Origin of the sequence: Bifidobacterium catenulatum subsp. kashiwanohense JCM 15439 = DSM 21854 (assembly GCF_001042615.1) — a bacterium.
GTDB classification, from domain to species: Bacteria; Actinomycetota; Actinomycetes; order Actinomycetales; family Bifidobacteriaceae; genus Bifidobacterium; species Bifidobacterium catenulatum.
In genome coordinates this window covers 2,167,701-2,187,691 of sequence record NZ_AP012327.1, presented here as the reverse complement: position 1 = coordinate 2,187,691, position 19,991 = coordinate 2,167,701, and the positions used below count along the sequence as shown (strand labels likewise).

Annotated in this window: 15 protein-coding genes; 13 read left to right on the top strand and 2 right to left on the bottom strand. The window is 56.0% G+C overall.

What is annotated here, in order from left to right:
• From BBKW_RS09250 to BBKW_RS11210, 6 genes are all read left to right on the top strand, one after another.
• Positions 1-822 carry an amidohydrolase family protein gene (locus BBKW_RS09250; protein WP_033501879.1) on the top strand — a complete coding sequence of 274 codons (822 nt, stop codon included), beginning with the start codon at positions 1-3 and terminating at the stop codon, positions 820-822.
• Positions 819-1,715: a dihydrodipicolinate synthase family protein gene (locus tag BBKW_RS09245; RefSeq protein ID WP_033501878.1), complete on the top strand. Its 897-nt coding sequence runs from the start codon at positions 819-821 to the stop codon at positions 1,713-1,715. Before BBKW_RS09250 ends, BBKW_RS09245 begins: the two co-directional genes overlap by 4 nt.
• A 35-nt stretch (positions 1,716-1,750) precedes the next feature.
• Positions 1,751-2,188 carry an L-fucose mutarotase gene (fucU, locus tag BBKW_RS09240; RefSeq protein ID WP_033501877.1) on the top strand — a complete coding sequence of 146 codons (438 nt, stop codon included), beginning with the start codon at positions 1,751-1,753 and terminating at the stop codon, positions 2,186-2,188.
• Entirely contained in the window at positions 2,151-3,644 is a 1,494-nt protein-coding gene (locus BBKW_RS09235; RefSeq protein WP_231858487.1) for an alpha-L-fucosidase, read from the top strand. The genes fucU and BBKW_RS09235 overlap by 38 nt, the downstream gene beginning before the upstream one ends.
• Before the next feature lie 14 nt (positions 3,645-3,658).
• Positions 3,659-6,010, top strand: coding sequence for a glycosyl hydrolase family 95 catalytic domain-containing protein (locus tag BBKW_RS09230; RefSeq protein ID WP_033501875.1), 2,352 nt, complete (start codon positions 3,659-3,661; stop codon positions 6,008-6,010).
• A 144-nt stretch (positions 6,011-6,154) separates the two neighbouring features.
• The gene (locus BBKW_RS11210) at positions 6,155-6,421 is read left to right on the top strand and encodes a LacI family DNA-binding transcriptional regulator (protein ID WP_082139062.1); all 267 of its coding nucleotides are present in this window, start codon (positions 6,155-6,157) and stop codon (positions 6,419-6,421) included.
• Positions 6,422-6,475: 54 nt separating this feature from the next.
• Here the strand turns inward: BBKW_RS11210 and lacZ are convergent, their stop codons facing one another.
• Positions 6,476-9,547, bottom strand: coding sequence for a beta-galactosidase, LacZ type (gene lacZ / locus BBKW_RS09225; RefSeq protein WP_033501874.1), 3,072 nt, complete (start codon positions 9,545-9,547; stop codon positions 6,476-6,478).
• A gap of 312 nt (positions 9,548-9,859) precedes the next feature.
• Between lacZ and BBKW_RS09220 the strand changes: the two genes are divergently transcribed.
• The 4 genes from BBKW_RS09220 (at position 9,860) to BBKW_RS09205 (ending at position 14,903) form a co-directional block, all read left to right on the top strand.
• Positions 9,860-11,380, top strand: coding sequence for a glycoside-pentoside-hexuronide (GPH):cation symporter (locus BBKW_RS09220; protein ID WP_033501873.1), 1,521 nt, complete (start codon positions 9,860-9,862; stop codon positions 11,378-11,380).
• 287 nt (positions 11,381-11,667) lie between these two features.
• Entirely contained in the window at positions 11,668-13,035 is a 1,368-nt protein-coding gene (locus BBKW_RS09215) for an ABC transporter permease (protein ID WP_033501872.1), read from the top strand.
• Positions 13,032-14,255, top strand: coding sequence for an ABC transporter permease (locus tag BBKW_RS09210; protein WP_033501871.1), 1,224 nt, complete (start codon positions 13,032-13,034; stop codon positions 14,253-14,255). Before BBKW_RS09215 ends, BBKW_RS09210 begins: the two co-directional genes overlap by 4 nt.
• Before the next feature lie 12 nt (positions 14,256-14,267).
• Positions 14,268-14,903: an ABC transporter ATP-binding protein gene (locus tag BBKW_RS09205; RefSeq protein ID WP_033501870.1), complete on the top strand. Its 636-nt coding sequence runs from the start codon at positions 14,268-14,270 to the stop codon at positions 14,901-14,903.
• Positions 14,904-15,149: 246 nt separating this feature from the next.
• Here BBKW_RS09205 and BBKW_RS09200 read toward each other — a convergent pair whose 3' ends face one another.
• The gene (locus BBKW_RS09200; RefSeq protein ID WP_033501869.1) at positions 15,150-15,587 is read right to left on the bottom strand and encodes a GNAT family N-acetyltransferase; all 438 of its coding nucleotides are present in this window, start codon (positions 15,585-15,587) and stop codon (positions 15,150-15,152) included.
• A 213-nt stretch (positions 15,588-15,800) separates the two neighbouring features.
• On the opposite strand from BBKW_RS09200, the gene BBKW_RS09195 reads away from it, so the two are divergent.
• The 3 genes from BBKW_RS09195 to BBKW_RS09185 all read left to right on the top strand — a co-directional run bounded on the left by BBKW_RS09195 (position 15,801) and on the right by BBKW_RS09185 (position 19,748).
• Positions 15,801-16,502, top strand: coding sequence for a phosphatase PAP2 family protein (locus BBKW_RS09195; protein ID WP_033501868.1), 702 nt, complete (start codon positions 15,801-15,803; stop codon positions 16,500-16,502).
• A 266-nt stretch (positions 16,503-16,768) separates the two neighbouring features.
• Positions 16,769-19,198, top strand: a complete 2,430-nt coding sequence (gene gluB / locus BBKW_RS09190; RefSeq protein WP_033501867.1) for a beta-glucosidase GluB — start codon at positions 16,769-16,771, stop codon at positions 19,196-19,198.
• Positions 19,191-19,748 carry a GtrA family protein gene (locus BBKW_RS09185; RefSeq protein ID WP_033501866.1) on the top strand — a complete coding sequence of 186 codons (558 nt, stop codon included), beginning with the start codon at positions 19,191-19,193 and terminating at the stop codon, positions 19,746-19,748. The genes gluB and BBKW_RS09185 overlap by 8 nt, the downstream gene beginning before the upstream one ends.
• Positions 19,749-19,991: the final 243 nt, after the last annotated feature.

The following is a 19,991-nucleotide window of genomic DNA, read 5'->3' as shown; positions in this document are numbered from 1 at the left end:
ATGCAGAGGATCATCGACTCGCATTTCCATATCTGGGACCCATCCGTCCAACCGCTTTCATGGCTCGACGGTACGGATGGGTCCATCACCCGCCGTTACGACATGGACTGCCTCAAACGCGCCTATGCCTCATACAATGAGCACCACCCAGACGCTGCGGTCAATTTCATCGGCGGTGTGTATGTGGAAGTCGACACGGAAGATACGTCATTGGAAGATCGGCTGCTGTCCGAAAACCATGATCCTCTGCTGTTGGCAACATCTATGCGGTCCACTGTCGGACCGGCCATGCGCGTGCCGCTGTACGCGCATGGCGTTCGTGAGCCATTGCATACGCCGACATCGCCGCGGTTCCGGTGCCTGCAAAATGACTTCATCCGCGGTTTGCAGCTTATGGCCGATAAGAACATGCCATTCGACGCATGCGTAAGAGTGGATGAGCTTGGCGATTTAGCTCAGGCTTGTGAGCAGGTGCCCGAAGCGACCGTCATCGTTGACCATATGGGCAACATATCCGATCTTCATAATCTCGAATCCTCATCCGATGCCCTGCATAGGCTCGGAGAGCTGCCAAACGTGTACGTCAAGGTATCGGGGTATCCCACCGATGACCTACGATTCGTCTCAACCCTGCTCGATCTCGCACAAGCCGCGTTCTCGAACAAGAGGTTGCTGTACGCGTCGAATTGGCCTGTCGTTGGTTTATATGCCGATTTCGACAGTCATCTGTCAATCCTGCTCAACCGTTTCGCGGGAAACGACGACTTCTTCCTCAATAACGCGCGGAACGCCTACCATATCGTCGAAAGGAAAAAATCATGACTTGCAACGCCCAATTCGAAGGCGTGTTCTGCCCCTCCATCACCATCACGAACGCGGATGGGACCATTGACTACGATAATTGGGGCAAGCACCTTGACCATCTCATCGACGCGGGCATCGACGGTGTGCTGCTGTTCGGCAGCATCGGAGAATTCTACGCCATCGACGTCAAGGCGAAGGCGGAAGCGGTGCGTTTCGCCGTCTCGAAAGTCGCCGGACGCATGAAGGTGCTCGTCGGCGTGGGAGACACCAACCTAGACAATGTGAGAACATTGGCGGCGGAAAGCGAAGCAGCCGGAGCCGATGCATTGGTTGCAGTATCCCCGTACTATTTCGGACCATCCCCGGATTGCGCGAAGCGCTACTTCTCTGCGGTGGCCAAAGCAACGACGTTGCCGGTCATTCTTTACAACTTCCCAGCCAGGACGGGCAACGACCTCACCCCTGAGCTGGTGGCGGATCTCGCAGCGGAGAACCAGAACATCATCGGCATCAAAGACACCGTCGACACCATCAGCCACACCAGGAAGGTCATCGCTGCCGTTCGTAAGGTGAATCCATCGTTCAGCGTGCTGTCCGGATTCGACGAGTACTACACCGTCAACCGAATCAGTGGAGGCAATGGCGTGCTGTGCGGATTGACCAATGTGGAGCCGGAGACTTTCGTCAGCCTGCATCATGCATGGCAGTCCGGTGATTACGCCACGGCCATCAAATCGGCTGAACGCATTTCCTATCTGATGCGCCTGTACGATACTGCCGACCTGTTCATCAGCGCCATCAAGGGCGCGGTCAAGGCGAAGGGATTGCCAATCGACACGTCCATCCATGAACCCGCCGTGCAGCTGACCGACGAACAGTACCGCAATATCCAGAGCATTCTCGGCAAGTAACAATCAAATAAGTCTGAAGACAAGCAGGAGCAGCTATGCTGAAAGGGATACCGTCGATCATACAGCCCGATTTATTGAAGATTCTCAGTGAAATGGGCCATGGCGATACTATAGTTCTCGCGGACGCCCACTTTCCCGCTGAGTCATTGGGGGTTCATTCCCATGTGATCAGATACGACGGTCAGCCCATCGAACCACTTCTCGATGCAGTGATGCAGCTTATACCGTTGGATCAATATACGGAGCATCCGGTGTTTTTGATGGATAAGGTTCCTGGAGACGCCGTCGACACCCCGATATGGGATCGGTATCGTCGGGTAATCGCCAAGCATGAGCCTGACAGGCAAACGGCTATTGGCATGCTGGAACGGTTCGCCTTTTATGATGAGGCCGAAAAAGCCTACTGCATCGTTGCAACAGGTGAGCAGTCACAGTATGCGAACATCATTATCAGAAAAGGCGTTATCCGTTAATTCCTGTGTAGGAGCAAAAATGAGCAATCCAACAAATGATGGTATCAACTTGAATTACCTCGCAAACGTACGTCCCTCGTCGCGGCAACTCGTCTGGCAGCGTATGGAGATGTATGCCTTCATACACTTCGGCATGAACACCATGACAGACAGAGAATGGGGTCTTGGACATGAGGATCCGGCGCTGTTCAATCCACAGAATGTAGATGTGGAACAGTGGATGGATGCGCTGGTAGCTGGTGGAATGACTGGTGTCATCTTGACGTGCAAGCACCATGATGGATTCTGCCTGTGGCCATCGCGTTACACGCAGCATACCATTGCCGCCTCGCCATGGAGGGGCGGGAAAGGGGATCTCGTTCGTGAGGTCAGTGAGTCAGCCAGACGTCATGGACTAAAGTTCGGCGTATACCTGTCTCCGTGGGATCGGACCGAAGACTCCTATGGCAAAGGCAAGTCATATGACGATTTCTACGTCGGACAATTGACTGAGTTGCTCACCCAATACGGACCGATTTTCTCCGTATGGCTGGATGGTGCCAATGGTGAGGGCAAGAACGGCAAGACTCAGTATTACGACTGGGATCGTTACTACAACGTCATTCGCTCACTTCAACCCAATGCGGTGATATCCGTATGCGGTCCCGACGTTCGTTGGGCTGGAAATGAAGCCGGACATGTACGTGACAACGAATGGAGTGTCGTGCCTCGTCGCCTGCGTTCGGCGGAGCTGACTATGGAAAATTCACAGCAGGAGGACGATGCATCCTTTGCCTCCACGGTCCGCTCTCAAGATGACGACCTTGGAAGCCGTGAGGCAGTTTCCGGATACGGGGATGACATCTGTTGGTATCCAGCTGAGGTCGATACCTCCATTCGCCCTGGATGGTTTTACCACAAGTATGAAGACGACAAGGTCATGACCGCAGATCAGCTTTTTGACCTCTGGCTTTCCGCAGTCGGCGGCAATTCGTCGCTTCTGCTCAATATTCCTCCGTCTCCAGAAGGACTGTTCGCAGAACCGGATGTGGAGTCACTCAAGGGGTTGGGAAGCCGTATCAATGAATTCCGCAAAGCATTGGCTTCGTCTTGTTGCGAAGTCAAGACCAGTAGCGCGAACGAAGCTGCAATGCGACTTATCGATGGGAATCAAGACACGTATTGGTCTCCTAGCATCGATGACGTGGCCCCTGCCATCACGCTCACTTTCCCGCAACTGACGACGATCAATGCCGTTGTAGTCGAAGAGGCCATAGAGTGTGGGCAGCGCATCGAACATATGCGCGTTACTGGTGTGCTATCTGACGGCACTGAGTGTGTACTCGGCCAGTTCGGCACAGTGGGATACCGCAGGATACTCCGCTTCGACGATGTCGAAGTATCTTCGGTTACCCTTCATGTGGATGATTCAAGGTTCACGCCAATGATCAGCCGTGCGGCTGTGGTGCGGATATAAGGCGGTACGTCACCATGAAACTCACATTCGATGGAATCTCTTCGTGCTGGGAAGAAGGCATCCCACTCGGCAATGGACGCATGGGAGCGGTCCTGTGCTCCGAACCGGAAACCGACGTGCTGTATCTCAACGACGACACCCTTTGGTCTGGATATCCACATGCGGAAACCTCGCCGGTGACGCCGGAGATTGTGGCCAAGGCACGTCAGGCGTCGTTGCATGACGATTACACCGCCGCCACGCGAATCATCAAGGAAGCCACACTGCAGGAAAAGGACGAACAGATTTACGAGCCATTCGGAACGGCCCGTATTCAGTACTCGACCCCTGCAGGCGGACGTGAGAGCATGAAACGCCAACTGGATCTTGCAAGGGCACTCGCCGGTGAAACATTCCAGATGGGTGATGCCAACGTTCATATCGACGCATGGTGCAGCGAGCCTGATGACCTGTTGGTCTACAGGATGTCATCGGATGCGCCGGTTGATGTGAATATCAGTGTCGCCGGCACTTTCCTCAAACAATCGCGCGCCTCGTTGGAAACGGTATCCGACGGCCATCGGGCCACCCTTATCGTCATGGGTCGGATGCCTGGACTCAATATCGGACTCCTGCCTCATCCTTCCGAAAATCCTTGGGAAGATGAGCAGGATGGAACTGGAATGGCGTACGCCGGTGCGTTCTCCCTTACCGTCACCGGTGGCGACATCAATGTGGGCGACAACAGTCTGCAATGCTCGAACATCACCGGATTATCGCTCCGCTTCCGCAGTATGAGCGGATTCAAGGGAAGCGACCAGCAGCCGGAACGAAGCATGACGGTTGTCGCCGACCATTTGGAGAAAACCATCGACGAGTGGTCGACTGATCTGCAGACCATGCTCGACCGCCACATCGAGGACTACCGCAAATATTTCGACAGGGTGGCTATCCATCTCGGTTCAGCCCATGATGACGATACGGAACTACCGTTCTCGGCGATCCTTCGCTCGGATGAGAAAAAAGAACCGCATCGTCTGGAGATGCTAGCGGAAGCGATGTTTGATTTCGGCCGGTATCTGCTTATTTCCTCGTCCAGGCCACACACCCAACCTGCGAATCTGCAGGGGATTTGGAACCATAAGGATTTCCCGAACTGGTACAGCGCCTACACGACGAACATCAACGTCGAAATGAACTATTGGATGACGGGCCCATGCGCCCTCCAAGAACTTATCGAGCCGCTCGTCTCCATGAATGAGGAGCTGCTAGTGCCGGGGCACGACGCTGCTGACAGGATTCTCGGCTGCCGAGGATCGGCGGTCTTCCATAATGTCGATCTCTGGCGTAGGGCCCTTCCTGCGAACGGCGATCCGATGTGGTCGTTCTGGCCATTCGGCCAGGCATGGATGTGCCGGAACCTGTTCGATGAATATCTGTTCAACCAGGATACATCGTATCTGTCCCGCATCTGGCCGATTATGCGGGACAACGCGCGATTCTGCATGGATTTCCTATCGGAGACGGAGCATGGACTGGCCCCGTCTCCTGCAACATCACCGGAGAACTGTTTCTTGGTGAACGGAGAACCGGTATCCGTTGCGCAAAGCAGTGAGAATGCCACGGCCATCGTGCGTAATCTGCTTGATGATCTAATTCAGGCTTCTTACGATTTGGAAAACCTTGACGAAGAGGACAGTGCTCTGGTCCGGGAAGCGGAATCCGTCCGTTCCCAACTGGCTGAAACGCGATTGGGAGCTGATGGAAGAATCCTCGAATGGAACGACGAATTCATCGAATCCGATCCGCAGCACCGTCATCTGTCCCACCTTTACGAACTGCATCCTGGTGCAGGTATCACGTCTAAGACCCCGCATCTGGAGGAAGCCGCTAGGAAATCCCTCGAAGTGCGTGGCGATGATGGTTCCGGCTGGAGCATCGTATGGCGCATGATCATGTGGGCGCGTCTGCGTGATGCGGAGCACGCCAAGCGAATCATAGGCATGTTCCTGCGGCCGGTGGATGCGAACGCTGAAACCAATCTGCTGGGCGGAGGCGTGTACGACAGCGGATTCTGCGCCCACCCGCCGTTCCAGATCGACGGGAACCTTGGATTCCCGGCGGCCCTATCGGAGATGCTTGTCCAAAGCCACGATGGCTGGATTCGCGTTCTTCCGGCCCTGCCGGAGGATTGGCATGAGGGGAGCTTCCATGCACTCCGTGCAAGAGGTGGAATCCAAGTGGATGCGACATGGACGGATCAGGCAGTGGAATATGCGTTGCGCTGTTCGAAGCCCACGGAGATTACGCTGAACGTTCTAGGGACTGATATGGGACGTGTCGCACTGTCTCCGAATAAGCCATTCAAGGGAACCATTCGGCGTTAACGTACTGCGTTATATCCGTTACGAAATGTTGCGGACCGTCTTTCCTAATAGGGGAGGACGGTCCGCAACATTTTTTGATGGGAAAGGAGATTTCGCCATTTTCCAATGAATTTCTAAGGCGAAACATGATAAACTTGTTACTAAATTTGTTTAGCTTTCATCTGCCAAGAGGAGGCAGATTGTCATGGCTACATCAGGGAGATTGCAGAAAGGGCTGGATTCTCCCTGGCAACCGTATCGAGGATACTCAATGATGATCCCTCGCTGTCGGTCAAGGAGTCTACCCGTCAAAAAGTTCTGAATGCCAGTCTTGAATTGGGATATGAGAATGTGTCGCGATACCAGCGTGTCACCATTCCTCAGGACATCGCCTTGTTGGACTGCTGTTCCGGACAAGAACTTGCAAGATAATATGCCGTCCCTCCTCCACAGGAAGGAGTAGAGGAGGGACACGCTATCCGATCGTCAGATCAGTTCGAGATCGACATCGAGGCTGATCGGCTGATCGGCGGGGATGTGATACTGGGAGTGAACCGGCGACATCCAGGAATCGTCGCCTCCGACACCCATCTGTGCGGCGAGCACGCGGAGGAACATGTGCTTCGGAGCCGGCAACTCGTCTTGGTGCTGGGCTTCTTCGATCATGAAGCTGGAATACGGCTGCAGGCTCACAGCGAACGGTGCGGCACCGTTCGCGCGGCTGACTCGCAGACCGTGTCCATTTTCATCGGTGATCTCCGCCCAACGGACCTCCTCGTGGTTGCCCGTCTCCTGCGGCATGAGATACGGAGCGTGATCCTTGAACGCATCGGTGCTCCACACGCCCAGCTTGGCGTGCTTGCGATCCTGGTACGTTTCCTCGGGACCAGCACCGAAGAACCTCAGGTTCGAATACTGGACCGGCAGAGTCCATTCGATGCCAAACGCAGGAATGGTGGGTAGCTCGCCGGACTCGCCCGGATATTCCACATGCAGGTTCAGACGGCCAGTGGTATCGGCGGTGTATCCGACGGTGACCTTGGTGCACTGTGGCGTGGCAAGCTCATACGTGTATACGGCCTTGAGCGTGTCTTCATCGACCTGTTCGATGACATTGTCCACGCAACGGGCGTAACGGCCGGCCGTCATCCACTGGGCTCGCTCGAATCCATGGCCGGCGCCACGATCGTTGTCCGTCAGCGCGCGGAATGTGGTGATCGCCGGGCGACGCAGCACGAATTCGTGACCGTCGAACGTGTAGGAGACCAAGCCGCCCTGGGTGCGAGAAAGAAGAATCTCTCGTCCGGAACCCTGAACACCCGCATTCCAACGACCAACAGTGACGATGCCGTCCGCAGGCAGGGCCGCGTCTTCGGCTGCCTTCGTTCCGGCCACAATAGTCTGGCCGAAGGCGAGTTCGTACCCGGCAGGAGCCCAATCGGTCGCCTCAGCGAGGCGCTGGGACACTTCAAGCACCAGCTCATCGGCATTGGCGCGGTAGAGATCCACCGGCCATTCGACATCGAACGTGCATGCTGAATCGGCGGGTACGTCGAAGCGACGCTCGGACTGCCATACCGGCTCTCCGTCAGCGAGGATGCGCAGCACGAACTGGTATCCGCCGGTCGAGATGAACAGATTGTCGTTCTTGATGGACACCGAACGATCGGTCACGTCGATATGGACGTTGGAGTACAGCTGCTTGACTTCCTGGGCCTTCGGCGCGGGAGTACGGTCGGCGAAGACCAGTCCGTTGCCGGAGAACTCGTAATCGCTCGGACGGTCGCCGAAGTCTCCGCCATAGCATAGACGGGTGGAGCCATCCGGCTGGGTGGCATAGATCGCCTGGTCGATGAAGTCCCAGATGAAGCCGCCCTGATAGTGCGGGTAACGCTCCAGTGCCGTGTATTCGTCCAGATTGCCGACCGAGTTGCCCATTGCGTGCATGTACTCGCAGGAGATGTACGGCTTCTGCGGATCGTTCTTGAGATATTCCTCAACCGCATCGGCATGCGCGTACATGCGGGTTTCGATGTCGGTCACATCGTCGTAGTCGCGGTTCTTCGTCACACCCTCGTAGTGCACGGGGCGGTTCGGATCGATGTCGTGCACGTGCTTGTACATGGCGCGGAACACATCGCCGGTGTAGGACTCGTTGCCGAGAGACCAAATGACCACGCTCGGGTGGTTGTAGTCGCGGCGCATCATGCTGTTGACACGGTCGACGCAGGCACCTTCCCAATGTGCCTTGCTTCCTGGAACCGCGGTTTCGGCGGTGACCACGTCGCCGGGCAGGCACCAGCTGCCATGGGTTTCGAGATTGGTCTCATCGATCAGGTAGATGCCGTACTCATCGCACAGATCGTACCAACGCTCCTGGTTCGGATAGTGCGAGGTGCGGATGGCGTTGATATTGTGGCGCTTGCAGAAAATCACATCATCGATCATGTCCTGCTCGGTGATGGAACGGCCGCGCTTGGCGTCGAACTCGTGACGGTCCGCGCCCTTGAACACGATGCGCTTGCCGTTAAGGGTCATGATGCCGTTTTCGATGCGGAAACGACGGAAGCCGACCTTCTGAACGACGGTTTCGACAATGTTGCCGGCCTGGTCGATGACGTTGACTTCAAGTTCGTACAGAGACGGGCTTTCGGCACTCCACGGCTTGAGGTCCTGCAAAGAACCGCTTGCGAACGTGGTATTGGCGTCGGCGTTGGTCGAGGCCTCCCATACCACGTTGCCTTCGGAATCCTTCAACGTGGCCGAGATGGTAGCGGCATCGGAGGCGTTGCGCACGGACAATGCGGCGTCAAGAGAGGCGGTGCCGGACTCGGCGTCCCAATCGGCTTCGAGTTGCATGTTCTCGACATGAACGTGGGGCTGCGCCGTCAGTTCGACGGAGCGGAACAGACCGTGCAGGCGCCAGAAGTCCTGGTCTTCAAGCCAGGATGCGCTGGAATACTCGTAGCAAGCGACCGCTACGACGTTCTCTCCGTCATGCAGCAGGTCGGTGATATCAAACTCGTTGGGAGTGAAGCCGTCCTCGCCGTAACCTGCGAACAGGCCGTTGACCCATACGTAGATCGCGGTTGCCATTCCATGGAAGACGATGGAGACGCTTCCTCCGGACTCCTTGGTATCCGCAAGACGCTTGGACACAACGAACTTCCTGCGGTAGAGCGCCACGTGATTGTTTTCCGGAACATTCGGCTCCAGCGGATTCTCGTGGCCGTCCCACGGATACTGGATATTCACATACTTGTTCTTCAGCAGACCCGCCATCTGCAGATGGCCCGGAACCTGGGCGCGGCAGAAAGCGGAATCATCGAAGTTCTCAGCAACGAATGGCTCTTCGCTGAAGTCGATGTCGGAAGCCTGTACGATTTCGACGCGCCATTCTCCGTCAAGGCTTTGCGTGAGATCGGAGTACTCACCACTCTGCGGATCACGCGTGAACCACTTGTGGTTGGAATGGGCCGGCGTACGGTTGACCTCGAACACAGTCGCGTCGGTCAGCCACGTCTCGGCTGCGTGCTCAACACGATTGCTGTTTGCCATGTTTCCTGCTTTCTTTCATTACTTCGTTGTGAATGATGTGGAAGCTAAACTTCCTTTACTGGTAATGATAAATGTTTTTTACTGAAAAAGCAAATCGTATTTACCGCCACGGTTTCCTCTGTTTTTCAAGCACTCCCATTAAACGTGTTTAAGTCGGTGACGGATGGGCTTGGCATTGTGGGAGCTATTGCAACACGCCGGCAAAAGCCTTGATTACTAATGTTTTTTACTTCCGTTTATAAAACGGCGTATAGTTGCACTACAGGATCAATGGGTGATCTCGGCTCCAACTATCTTAGAGGAGAAGAAAAAATGAGCAACGCATCAGCCGCGGACGGTGGAGTCCGCAAGGGAAAGCTCGGTCAGCGCATCGCCTACGCATGCGGTAACTTGGGCCAAGCTGCCTTCTACAACGCCATGAGCACGTACTTTGTTGTGTACGTGACCAGCTGCCTGTTCTCTGGCGTCGATAAGGCGCTGGCGGCCAAGCTTATCGGCGTCATCACCAGCCTTGTGGTGATTATCCGTATCGCAGAAATCTTCATCGACCCGTTGCTGGGCAACATCGTCGACAACACCACCACCAAGTGGGGACGCTTCCGTCCTTGGCAGTTCATCGGCGGTGCCGTCTCGGCCGTGCTGCTCGCCATCGTCTTCAGCGGCATGTTCGGTCTGGTGAATGTCAACACCACGCTGTTCATCGTGCTGTTCGTCATCACCTTCGTTGTGCTCGACGTGTTCTACTCCCTGCGTGATATCTCTTACTGGGGCATGATTCCGGCACTGTCCTCCGACTCCCATGAGCGTTCCACCTACACCTCTCTGGGATCCTTCACCGGTTCCATCGGTTACAACGGCATCACTATCTTCGTCATCCCGATTGTCACCTACTTCAGCTACATGTTCACCGGTAAGCAGGCTGAAAGCCAGAGCGGCTGGACCGCATTCGGCATCATCGTTATGCTGCTCGGCATCCTCACTGCTTGGACCGTTGCCTTCGGCACCAAGGAAAGCACCAGCGCCCTGCGCGCCAAGGCCCAGAAGAACGGCAACCCGCTCGAGGCATTCAAGGCACTGTTCCAGAACGACCAGCTGCTGTGGGTCGCCCTGTCCTACCTGCTGTACGCCATCGCCAACGTGGCCACTACCGGCGTGCTCCTCTTCCTGTTCAAGTTCGTGCTCGACAACCCGGCCGCCTACTCCGCGACCGGCGTCATCGCACTGGTGGCTGGCCTCATCATGGCTCCGCTGTACCCGATTCTGAACAAGCGCATCCCACGCCGCTACCTGTACATCAGTGGCATGATCTCCATGATTGTCGCTTACGTTCTGCTGGGTCTTTTCTCCACCAACATCGTCGTAGTGTTCATCGCACTGGTGCTCTTCTACGTGCCGGGCACGCTCATCCAGATGACCGCCATCCTCTCCCTGACCGACTCCATCGAATACGGCCAGCTGAAGAACGGTAAGCGTAACGAGGCCGTCACTCTGTCCGTCCGCCCGATGCTCGACAAGATCGGTGGCGCCCTGTCGAACGGCATCACCGGCTTCATCGCCGTCGCGGCAGGTATGACCGGCAGCGCCACTGCAGCCGATATGACCCCCGCGAACATCCACACCTTCGAAGTCTGCGCCTTCTGGACGCCGCTCGTTCTGATTGTGCTCAGCCTGCTGGTGTTCGCCTTCAAGGTGAAGATCAACGAGAAGATGCACGCCGAAATCGTCGAGCAGCTCGAAGCCAAGCTCGCGGCCGGTGAGGTCTCCGACGAGGAAGCCAAGACGGTCGAGACGGTTGAAGCCGTCAACGAAAAGGCTAAGACTCTGACTGAGTAAATAACCAATACTTGCCACTCCTTCCTTTCTCTCTGATGGAGGCCCCAATTTCGGTTGGGGCCTCCATTGGTATATGCACTGTTTTATAACCGCTCAAAGTTTGTCAAATGAACAGAATGACAGATGCCCCGGAGCATAATGCAACCAATGTCGTTTCGCTTTTTCGCTCAAGGCATATCTTGCCATGTTCAGAGGTGAACCATGTATTCTCGCGAATGACCAATCGAAGAATCGAATTAGATTTCATTGTTTCGGATGAGAAGATCCCAACTTTACAGGGGGTATTAATGACATTCATCTCACGGGCGGCGCGCTATGTGCTCAGAAAACGGGTGCGCACCGCGGTGCTGTTCATTGTGCTGACCATCATAACGGCGAGTATGCTGTCCGCGACCGCGGTTTCTCAGGCAGCTCAACATGAGGCTGGACAGATTGAGAAACAGGCGGTCGGCGGATTCGTGCTGGCCAGTAACCTGCAAGGCAGCATGCTGACACCTCGCGGAGGCGGAATGGTTCGTCCCGCTGATGTGCAACGAATCTCGAAGCTGTCCGGGGTTGACTCGTACATGGTCAGGCAGAACGCCACCGCCGATCTCGTGGGAGCCAGCGTGGTGAAGGTCCCTGGCGGCGATGATTACGATGCGGAGAAAGAACAGCAGTTCGGCAATACGGCTAACGTCATAGGCACAAACGATTCGTCAAAACTCAATGTGTTCACGTCTCACACACTCGGCATGGTCGAAGGACGTCATCTCAAGGCATCCGATAAGCATATGTCGATGGTCCATGAGGATCTCGCCAAAACCAATGGGCTTAAAGTCGGCGATACCCTCACGCTCAAGGCCAATCCATATGATGCCGACAATGAGTCGCATTCGACGGCAACTGTAAAAACCACCATCGTTGGAATATTCAAAGGGGACAGCGACCGAAAGGTATCCAGCCGCGCGGAACTCACCTCCAACACTGTGTACACCGATTTGGACACTACTAGTACTCTGTACCAGTACAAGGCCGGCAAGGAAATATACCAGGATGCCACTTTCGTTCTGGACAAGGGCGTCGACGTGGAGAAAACCATGGAAGAGGCGAAGAAGCTTCCAGTGGATTGGAACAACTACCAGATCACGCGCAATGACCAATATACGTCGAGCATGCTGAATGCTGCCCGAGGTGTGCGTTCCATGATGCGCAGCGCTTTGATCGGCGTGACTATTTCGGCCGTGATAGTTCTCAGTCTCATGCTCTTACTGTGGATGAACGACCGACGTCAGGAGATGGGCGTATTGGTGTCCCTCGGCATCGGCAAGCCATCCCTGATCGCCCAATATCTAACCGAGATGATTCTGATCGGCCTGCCGTCCCTGGTCCTCGGATGGTTGTGCGCACGAGGAATGGCCCAATGGCTTGGCACTTCGGCCCTCCGTTCCGTGAACGCCTCCGCGGCGAAGGAGCTGAGCAGCATGGGACAGGTCGGCGGCGATCTCGAGTCCAATATGTCGGTTCGCACCTTGGATTCGCTCACGGTATCAATCGACACAACCGCCGTACTGTATGTATCGCTCGGCCTGCTGGCGGTGATGCTGGTATGCGTTGCCATATCGTGCATACCGATGCTGCGCAAGTCGCCACGAAGCCTGTCGGAGCTCCGATGATGGGCATGAACGTGTGGAAGCGTGCCACGCTGGCAATCGTACGTAAACCGGTACGCAGCGGAATCATCGGACTGTTGATGCTGATGGTTTTCACCAGTCTTGTGGCTCAGGTCGGAGTGTCAACGGCGCTTCAGAAAATGTCCGACGATATCGGCAGAAGCATGGGAATAGGTTTTACCGTCGACACAGGCGAGAATCCTGCAAGTCTAAAGGAAGCGAGCCGGTTCTCGCGCATCCCCGGCGTAAGGAAAACCGTTTACGAGCGTAAGACCCTGGCAGGGGTGGATGGCGCGCATCCGGTTGTCCCCGAACATGGTCCTCGACTGGATTCCGGTCTATCTACGCAGGTCAGTGTGCTGGGCACTACTGACTCCTCGTTGTCCGAAGAGTTCCAAAGTGGTCTGTACCGGTTGGAACAAGGACACCACATTTCAAGTAATGGCCGGAATGTACTGATTCACCGGGATTTCGCACGTGAGAATGGACTATCGGTGGGATCAACGCTCCGGCTCAGTCAGGAAGACCGCGATTCCACCGTTCGCGTGGCCGGAATCTTCTCTGGCAATGTACAGGCACAGAGCCCTATGCCATCAGATGCATCGGAGAATCTTATCTATGCGGGTGCCCAAGTGGTTTCCGCGCTGACTGGAGAGGAACGGGTCGGCACGATCCGGTGCCTTTCGGATAGTCCGCAGGCTCTTTCCGCCGCAGTGGCCCAAGCAAAAAAAATCGCTGGAAACAAGTATGACGTCACCGATGACTCGGCGCGTCTTTCCGGCGTGCTGCAGTCGGTGGAAACGGTGCGCGATCTGGTCCGTATGGTGCTGCTGTCCGTTTGCTTGGCTGATGTGTTGGTACTGGGCATGGCGCTTGTCTTCTGGATTCGCTCACGTATCCATGAGATAGGCACCCTTCTGGCTCTCGGCGTCGGCAAGATGCAGATTATCGCCCAGTTCGCAATCGAAACCGGTCTCATGGCTGTAGTCGCCGCCCTGTGCTCGCTGGGCACGGGCTCCCTATTGTCTGGTTACGTGTCCTCGCTCCTGCTGCACGATTCGGGGGTCGCGCCTCTTGAATCATTGCAGGTGGAGGCTCTGCCGCCAGAACAGACGCTGCTCATCCTGCTGCTCGGATGCGCGGTCATCGCAATCGCGCTCGCCGTGTCGTGCGCCGCAGTGCTGGCCAAATCCCCGAAATCCATTCTTTCCTCTATGCGTTAGGAGATATTAATCATGACTATCTGTCTGCAATTGGACCATGTCAATTACTCATATGGCGCGGCGAAGATCCGCGTTCTTTCGGATGTGAACGTAGATTTCGAATCCGGAAAGATGTATGCGATAACCGGCCCATCGGGAGCGGGAAAGAGCACTTTGTTGTCCCTGCTGGCCGGTCTGGATGCCCCCTCTGATGGAGTGGTCCGTTTTGAGGGCGAGGATATAGCTACGACGGGTTATTCAAAGCACCGTCGCGAGCACGTGTCCTTGGTGTTCCAGGACCATAATTTGATCGACTATCTCACTCCCGAAGAGAATCTGCGCCTGGTCAATCCCAAGGCCGATATGAAGATCCTCGAAGATCTGGGGCTGAGCCGTGAGGAATCGAAGCGCAACATCATGCACTTGTCGGGTGGCCAACGTCAGCGGGTGGCGGTCGGCCGCGCCCTGGTGGCACCCGGCCGCGCGATTCTGGCGGATGAACCGACTGGTAGCCTGGATCCGGAAATGACTGATGAGGTGATTGATCTTTTGCGGCAGGCCGCTCATCAACTCGGTAAATGCGTCATTGTGGTGACGCATTCCAAACGTGTCGCCGATTCCGCCGATGCCGTTTACACCCTCAGACGTAAGAAGCTAGCCAAGGCATAGCTCGCTCGCACAGACCGCGTCTTCTGTCCGAATAGCGATTACCATCGATGGCCTCTCGGACTTCCATCGCGGCAGGGGCCCTCTTGACGCGTGGCTGCTGCGCCACGCAATGAACGCGTTGGGCCGCGGCATCGCCGCCGTTGCCCACGTGTTCATGGGCGGGGCGGCATGCTGGTCGGCTTCTACTCGCTGTCCGCGAACAACGTGGGCTGAGACGACGTGCACGGCATCGTGGATGGTTCGTTATTACAACGGCAGTTCTCGATAAACCAAATCATCACGGACTGCAAAGCCTTGACGTTCCCAGAAATCGTTGCCGGCATCGTTGTCTGCGGGCACTCCGACAGCGACTTTCGGCAGGCCGATCGCACGAAGCGTTTCAACCACGCGGTCCACCAAAATCGAGCCAATGCCTCTACCACGCGCGTCGGGATCGACTGCCGTGTGGTAGATGCGCGACCGTCTTCCGTCGTGGCCGGCAAGAATCGCGCCAATGATCCTTCCGCCATCGTCCTCGGCTACGAAACAGGTGTTGGGATTGCGTTCGAGAAACGTCTTTATCGCATCCTTGCAATCGTCTATATCTCTCATAGTGAAACCTGTGCATCGTATCCACAGTTCGTATACCAGCGGATAATCCTCGATTTTCATATGGCGTATGGTCATTGCTATCGGTTCGGTCATATTTCCTTCTTTTTTCTTGAACGTCAACTCCGATTCTCGCATCGTTCACGGTATTTTCTGTGCGGGTATACCATATTTGCGTTGCACGGCCGTTTGCAGCGCGCGTGTCAGGGAAGCCGTGGAAGCATCCTGAAGAATAATCCGCCGATTTTCGGGGATACTCCGGATGTGAACACACGGCAACGGCACGGTGAACTGTGCTTAACTGGAATCATGCATGTGAAGAACGGAAGTATCGCGAGAGCGGCGGCTGTGGTAATCGCAACCGCCATATTGTGCGGCATTGTGCCTATGATTGGCGTCGCACTACGCAATTCGGCAATCGCAACAATGCGTGAAACCAATATTTTGCAGGCTTTAGCGGCGCTACCAGAAGGGTTGCGCGACTGCTCCACGGTACTTGCGTACCTGTTTTCAACAGCAGGCTGCATCGCAATCGTTGCCGCGCTCGCCGCTGTCGATTTGCGTATTACCGGCAGTAGGCGCGTCGTCATCCGCGATGTCGTCGTGTCGGCGGCGCCGATACTGTACGTGACCGGCGTCAAATGGCTGGTCGAACGCCCCCGTCCGATCACGTCTGTCGGCAATGGTCTGTTGCCGGGCGATCCAAGTTTTCCGAGTGGTCACACGGCAGCCGCGGTGATCGTATCGGTCATGATGATTCTTACCGTGCGTAATTTCGCGCACAAATGCTTCCCCGACGGAGAAGATGACGGGCGTGCAAATAGAAGACGGGTGTTTCTCCGCAGGGCGATCGTCGGCGCTGTCGCGCTTGTCGTGGCGGTCGCCTGCTCGCGATTGCTGCTCGGCTTGCACTATCCGACCGACGTGATTATTTCCGCCACCATCTGTCCGCTCATTTCCTACGCCGTATGGTGTGTATGGAACGCATACGAAAGCGCGGGGAAGCGGTAAAAACGTATCTGCCATGTGAGTTCCTTTGATTCCGAAATCAGTTTCGGAATATCCGATTGTGCGGGCAAAACGACAGGTTGTGTAATACAGCAGTGGTGGTGTGGCGAAAGCTGGTTCAATCAAACTAGCGGCGAAAACCTGCGTGCGGCACGGCACGATGCAGCGCAGTGCGGCAGCGGGAAAATCGCAAGAAAAACCACAGTGGAGCCAAGCAATACAGACTTGGCGAAGCGGGTTTGCGACGTGCTTAGTGCAAGGGAGAACCAATGGAACTCGAAGAACTTTCGGTCGTTGAAAAGGCCGCAATGCTTTCCGGTGGATCCGAATGGGATTCGCGAGGCAACGCCCGCGCAGACATCCCCAGCTTCGTGATGAGTGACGGCCCCCACGGTGTACGCCGCCAGCTCGGCGAAGGTGACCATCTCGGCATCGGCGCATCCAAGCCGGCCACCTGCTTCCCGACCGCAGGAACCGTGGCTAATTCTTGGGATCCGGCGCTCGCCGGAGAAATGGGCGAGGCCCTCGGCAACGAAGCACACGATCTTGACGTGAACGTGCTGCTCGGCCCAGGCTTGAACATCAAGCGCAACCCGCTGTGCGGACGTAACTTCGAGTACTACTCCGAAGATCCGATTGTCGCCGGACGTATGGCAGCAGGCCTGATTCGCGGCATTCAGAGCAACGGCATTTCCGCATGCCCGAAGCATTTCGCAGTCAACAGCCAGGAGCTGCGCCGTCAGGCGAGCAACTCCGTGGTCGACGAACGCACCATGCGCGAACTGTATTTGACCGGTTTCGAAATCGCAGTGCGCGAAGCCAAGCCGCTGACCATTATGACCTCCTACAACGAGATCAACGGCGTCTACGCGCACGAAAACAAGCATTTGCTGCAGGAGATTCTGCGCGACGAATGGGGCTTTGACGGCATGGTCGTCTCCGATTGGGGCGGATCCAACTCCGCGGTCGCAGCAGTCAAGGCCGGCGGTTCTCTGGAAATGCCGTCTCCGGGCTTTACTTCCGTACGTGAGCTGGAAGGTGCGGTTAAGGCTGGAACCTTGTCTGAAGCCGACATCAACGCTCGGGCCGCAGAAGTCGCAAAGATCGCCGCAGCGACCAAGCTGGTCGGCGTCGGTCGCAACGACCTGCTCAAGGACGAAGTCGCAGCGGCCCATCATGAGGTGGCACGCAAGGTGGCTGAAGGCTCCAGTGTGCTGTTGAAGAACGATAACGCAACTTTGCCGTTCAAGGCTGGTACTCGCGTGGCCGTGGTTGGCGATATGGCGGCAACCGCACGTTACCAGGGATCCGGCTCCTCCAAGGTGAACGCCACCAAGGAAGAGAATATTCTTGAGGAAGTCAAGAACGCTGAAGGTCTGGTGCTTGCCGGTTACGAGCAGGGCTACGACCGTCAAGGCAAGGCTGATCGCGTGCTTGTGGAAGACGCCGTCGCACTGGCCGGTAAGGATGATGTGGATGTGGTGCTTGCGGTCGTCGGTCTTGATGAGCGTAGCGAATCCGAAGGTCTTGACCGTTCCACCATGGCGATTCCGCAGGTGCAGAACGATCTGGTTGAGGCGCTGAAGGGTACTGGCAAGCCGATCGTGATCGTGCTTGTTGCCGGTTCTCCGGTGGAACTGCCGTGGATCGATGATGTTGCCGCAGTACTTTACGTGGGCCTGTCCGGTCAGGCCGGCGCTTCCGCAACCGTACGTGCACTGACCGGCGAAGTTAATCCGTCCGGCCACTTGGCTGAAACCTGGCCGGTGCGTTACGAGGATTGCCCGAGCGCCGGTTGGTATCCGGCAATCGGCCGCGATGCGATCTACCGCGAAGGCCCGTTCGTTGGCTACCGCTATTACGAAACCGCCGGTGTGCCGGTGCGCTTCCCGTTCGGCTATGGCCTGAGCTATTCCAAGTTCACCTACAGCGCCGCAACTGCCGGTGAAAAGGGCGTTGACGTGATGGTCGGCAACGATTCCGACGTTGCCGGTTCGGCCGTTGTACAGCTGTATGTGCGCGGTCCGCAGGGTGGCGTACTGCGCCCCGATCGCGAACTCAAGGGCTTCGCCAAGATTTCGCTTGCCGCACATGAAAGTAAGAGCGTGCACATTGATTTCGATCGTTATACCTTCCGTCACTTCGACGTTGCCAGCAACGAATGGAAGACTGAATCCGGCGAGTGGACGCTGATGGTGGGCGACAATGTCGAGCATCTGCCTGTTTCGATTCCGCTCACTGTTGCCGGCGATATCGATCCCGTTGCCGCAGATGTTGCGCTCGGACATTACCTCATCGGTCACGTCAAGGAAGTGACCGATGCTGAAATGGCCATTCTGTTTGGTCATGAGGTTGTGGCTCCGGGCAGGCCGGTGACGTTCGATGTGAACGATCCGATTATGTCTTGGGTGGATTCAAAGGGCTTCGTGGCGCGTGCCGTCGCCAAGGCGCTCATCAAGCAGGAAGCCAAAATCCGCCAGAAGACCGGTGCTCCGGACCTTAATACCCTGTTCATCCTGAACATGCCTCCGCGAGCCATGAGCAAGATGACCCAAGGCATGGTCGATTCCGCGATGGTCGACGCCATCGTCAAAATCGCCAACGGCCACACCTTCCGCGGATTGGGCGGTGTTATCGCCGGCTTCTTCCGCAACCAATCCGCAAACAAACGCACTGCAAGGGAGCTGAACAATGACTGACGACAATGCAACGCAGCCGGACAGGAAGGTCGGTCCGATCCGCCAGTGGATCAAGGATCACCCGAACATCTGGGAATTCATCCTGTTCAACCTGCTGTCAAACATCTCCACCATCACCCGTTTCGTGGTGACGTGGATTGGCACCGCCATCTTCATCAGCGGCATGGGCCTGACTCAGCCGTTCCACTTTCTGATTTTCAACTACGACACCCAGGGCAACGGTCTGGGCGGCTTCCTCACCTTCCTGCTTGCCGAGGTGCTCGCCCAGATGGTGAATTTCTTCGTGCAGATGAAGTGGGTGTTCAAGTCTGACTCCAGCTTCAAGGACGCCGCTTGGAAGTATGTGATTCTCGCCGTAATCATCGTGGTTGTGAACCTCGTGCTGCCGGGCTATGTGACCGGTCTGTGCCAGGGTTGGGGCATGGGCGCTGGCATCGCCGGCACCATCGCTTCCGTGGTCAACACTCTGCTCGCCGTGATTGTGAGCTACCCGCTGCTCAAGTTCTGGGTTATGCCGAAGAGCAAGGACTCCAAGGAGGCCACTAAGTAACCTTTCATAGCTGACTTCCTTTTCTTCCCTTCCTCAACCCGCCCGGTCTTCCTTCTTTTCCCGGGCGGGTTTTCTTATGACCTTTTGCTGCTTTCCTGTAGTTTCTTATGATTTCTAAATATCGAAATGCAATCGTCAGCAGTGTTGCCGGCGTAAAATCGAAAACGATATTGGCGTAAAATCGAAAGTCAAGACAGCGTAAAATCGAAAATGCAATTGGCGTAAAATCGAAAGTGCGGAATA

Coding starts and splice junctions, on each gene's coding strand:
- BBKW_RS09250 (WP_033501879.1), top strand. CDS start 1: ATGCAGAGGATCATCGACTCGCATTTCCATATCTGGGACCCATCCGTC.
- BBKW_RS09245 (WP_033501878.1), top strand. CDS start 819: ATGACTTGCAACGCCCAATTCGAAGGCGTGTTCTGCCCCTCCATCACC.
- fucU (WP_033501877.1), top strand. CDS start 1,751: ATGCTGAAAGGGATACCGTCGATCATACAGCCCGATTTATTGAAGATT.
- BBKW_RS09235 (WP_231858487.1), top strand. CDS start 2,151: ATGCGAACATCATTATCAGAAAAGGCGTTATCCGTTAATTCCTGTGTA.
- BBKW_RS09230 (WP_033501875.1), top strand. CDS start 3,659: ATGAAACTCACATTCGATGGAATCTCTTCGTGCTGGGAAGAAGGCATC.
- lacZ (WP_033501874.1), bottom strand. CDS start 9,547: ATGGCAAACAGCAATCGTGTTGAGCACGCAGCCGAGACGTGGCTGACC.
- BBKW_RS09220 (WP_033501873.1), top strand. CDS start 9,860: ATGAGCAACGCATCAGCCGCGGACGGTGGAGTCCGCAAGGGAAAGCTC.
- BBKW_RS09215 (WP_033501872.1), top strand. CDS start 11,668: ATGACATTCATCTCACGGGCGGCGCGCTATGTGCTCAGAAAACGGGTG.
- BBKW_RS09210 (WP_033501871.1), top strand. CDS start 13,032: ATGATGGGCATGAACGTGTGGAAGCGTGCCACGCTGGCAATCGTACGT.
- BBKW_RS09205 (WP_033501870.1), top strand. CDS start 14,268: ATGACTATCTGTCTGCAATTGGACCATGTCAATTACTCATATGGCGCG.
- BBKW_RS09200 (WP_033501869.1), bottom strand. CDS start 15,587: ATGACCGAACCGATAGCAATGACCATACGCCATATGAAAATCGAGGAT.
- BBKW_RS09195 (WP_033501868.1), top strand. CDS start 15,801: ATGCATGTGAAGAACGGAAGTATCGCGAGAGCGGCGGCTGTGGTAATC.
- gluB (WP_033501867.1), top strand. CDS start 16,769: ATGGAACTCGAAGAACTTTCGGTCGTTGAAAAGGCCGCAATGCTTTCC.
- BBKW_RS09185 (WP_033501866.1), top strand. CDS start 19,191: ATGACTGACGACAATGCAACGCAGCCGGACAGGAAGGTCGGTCCGATC.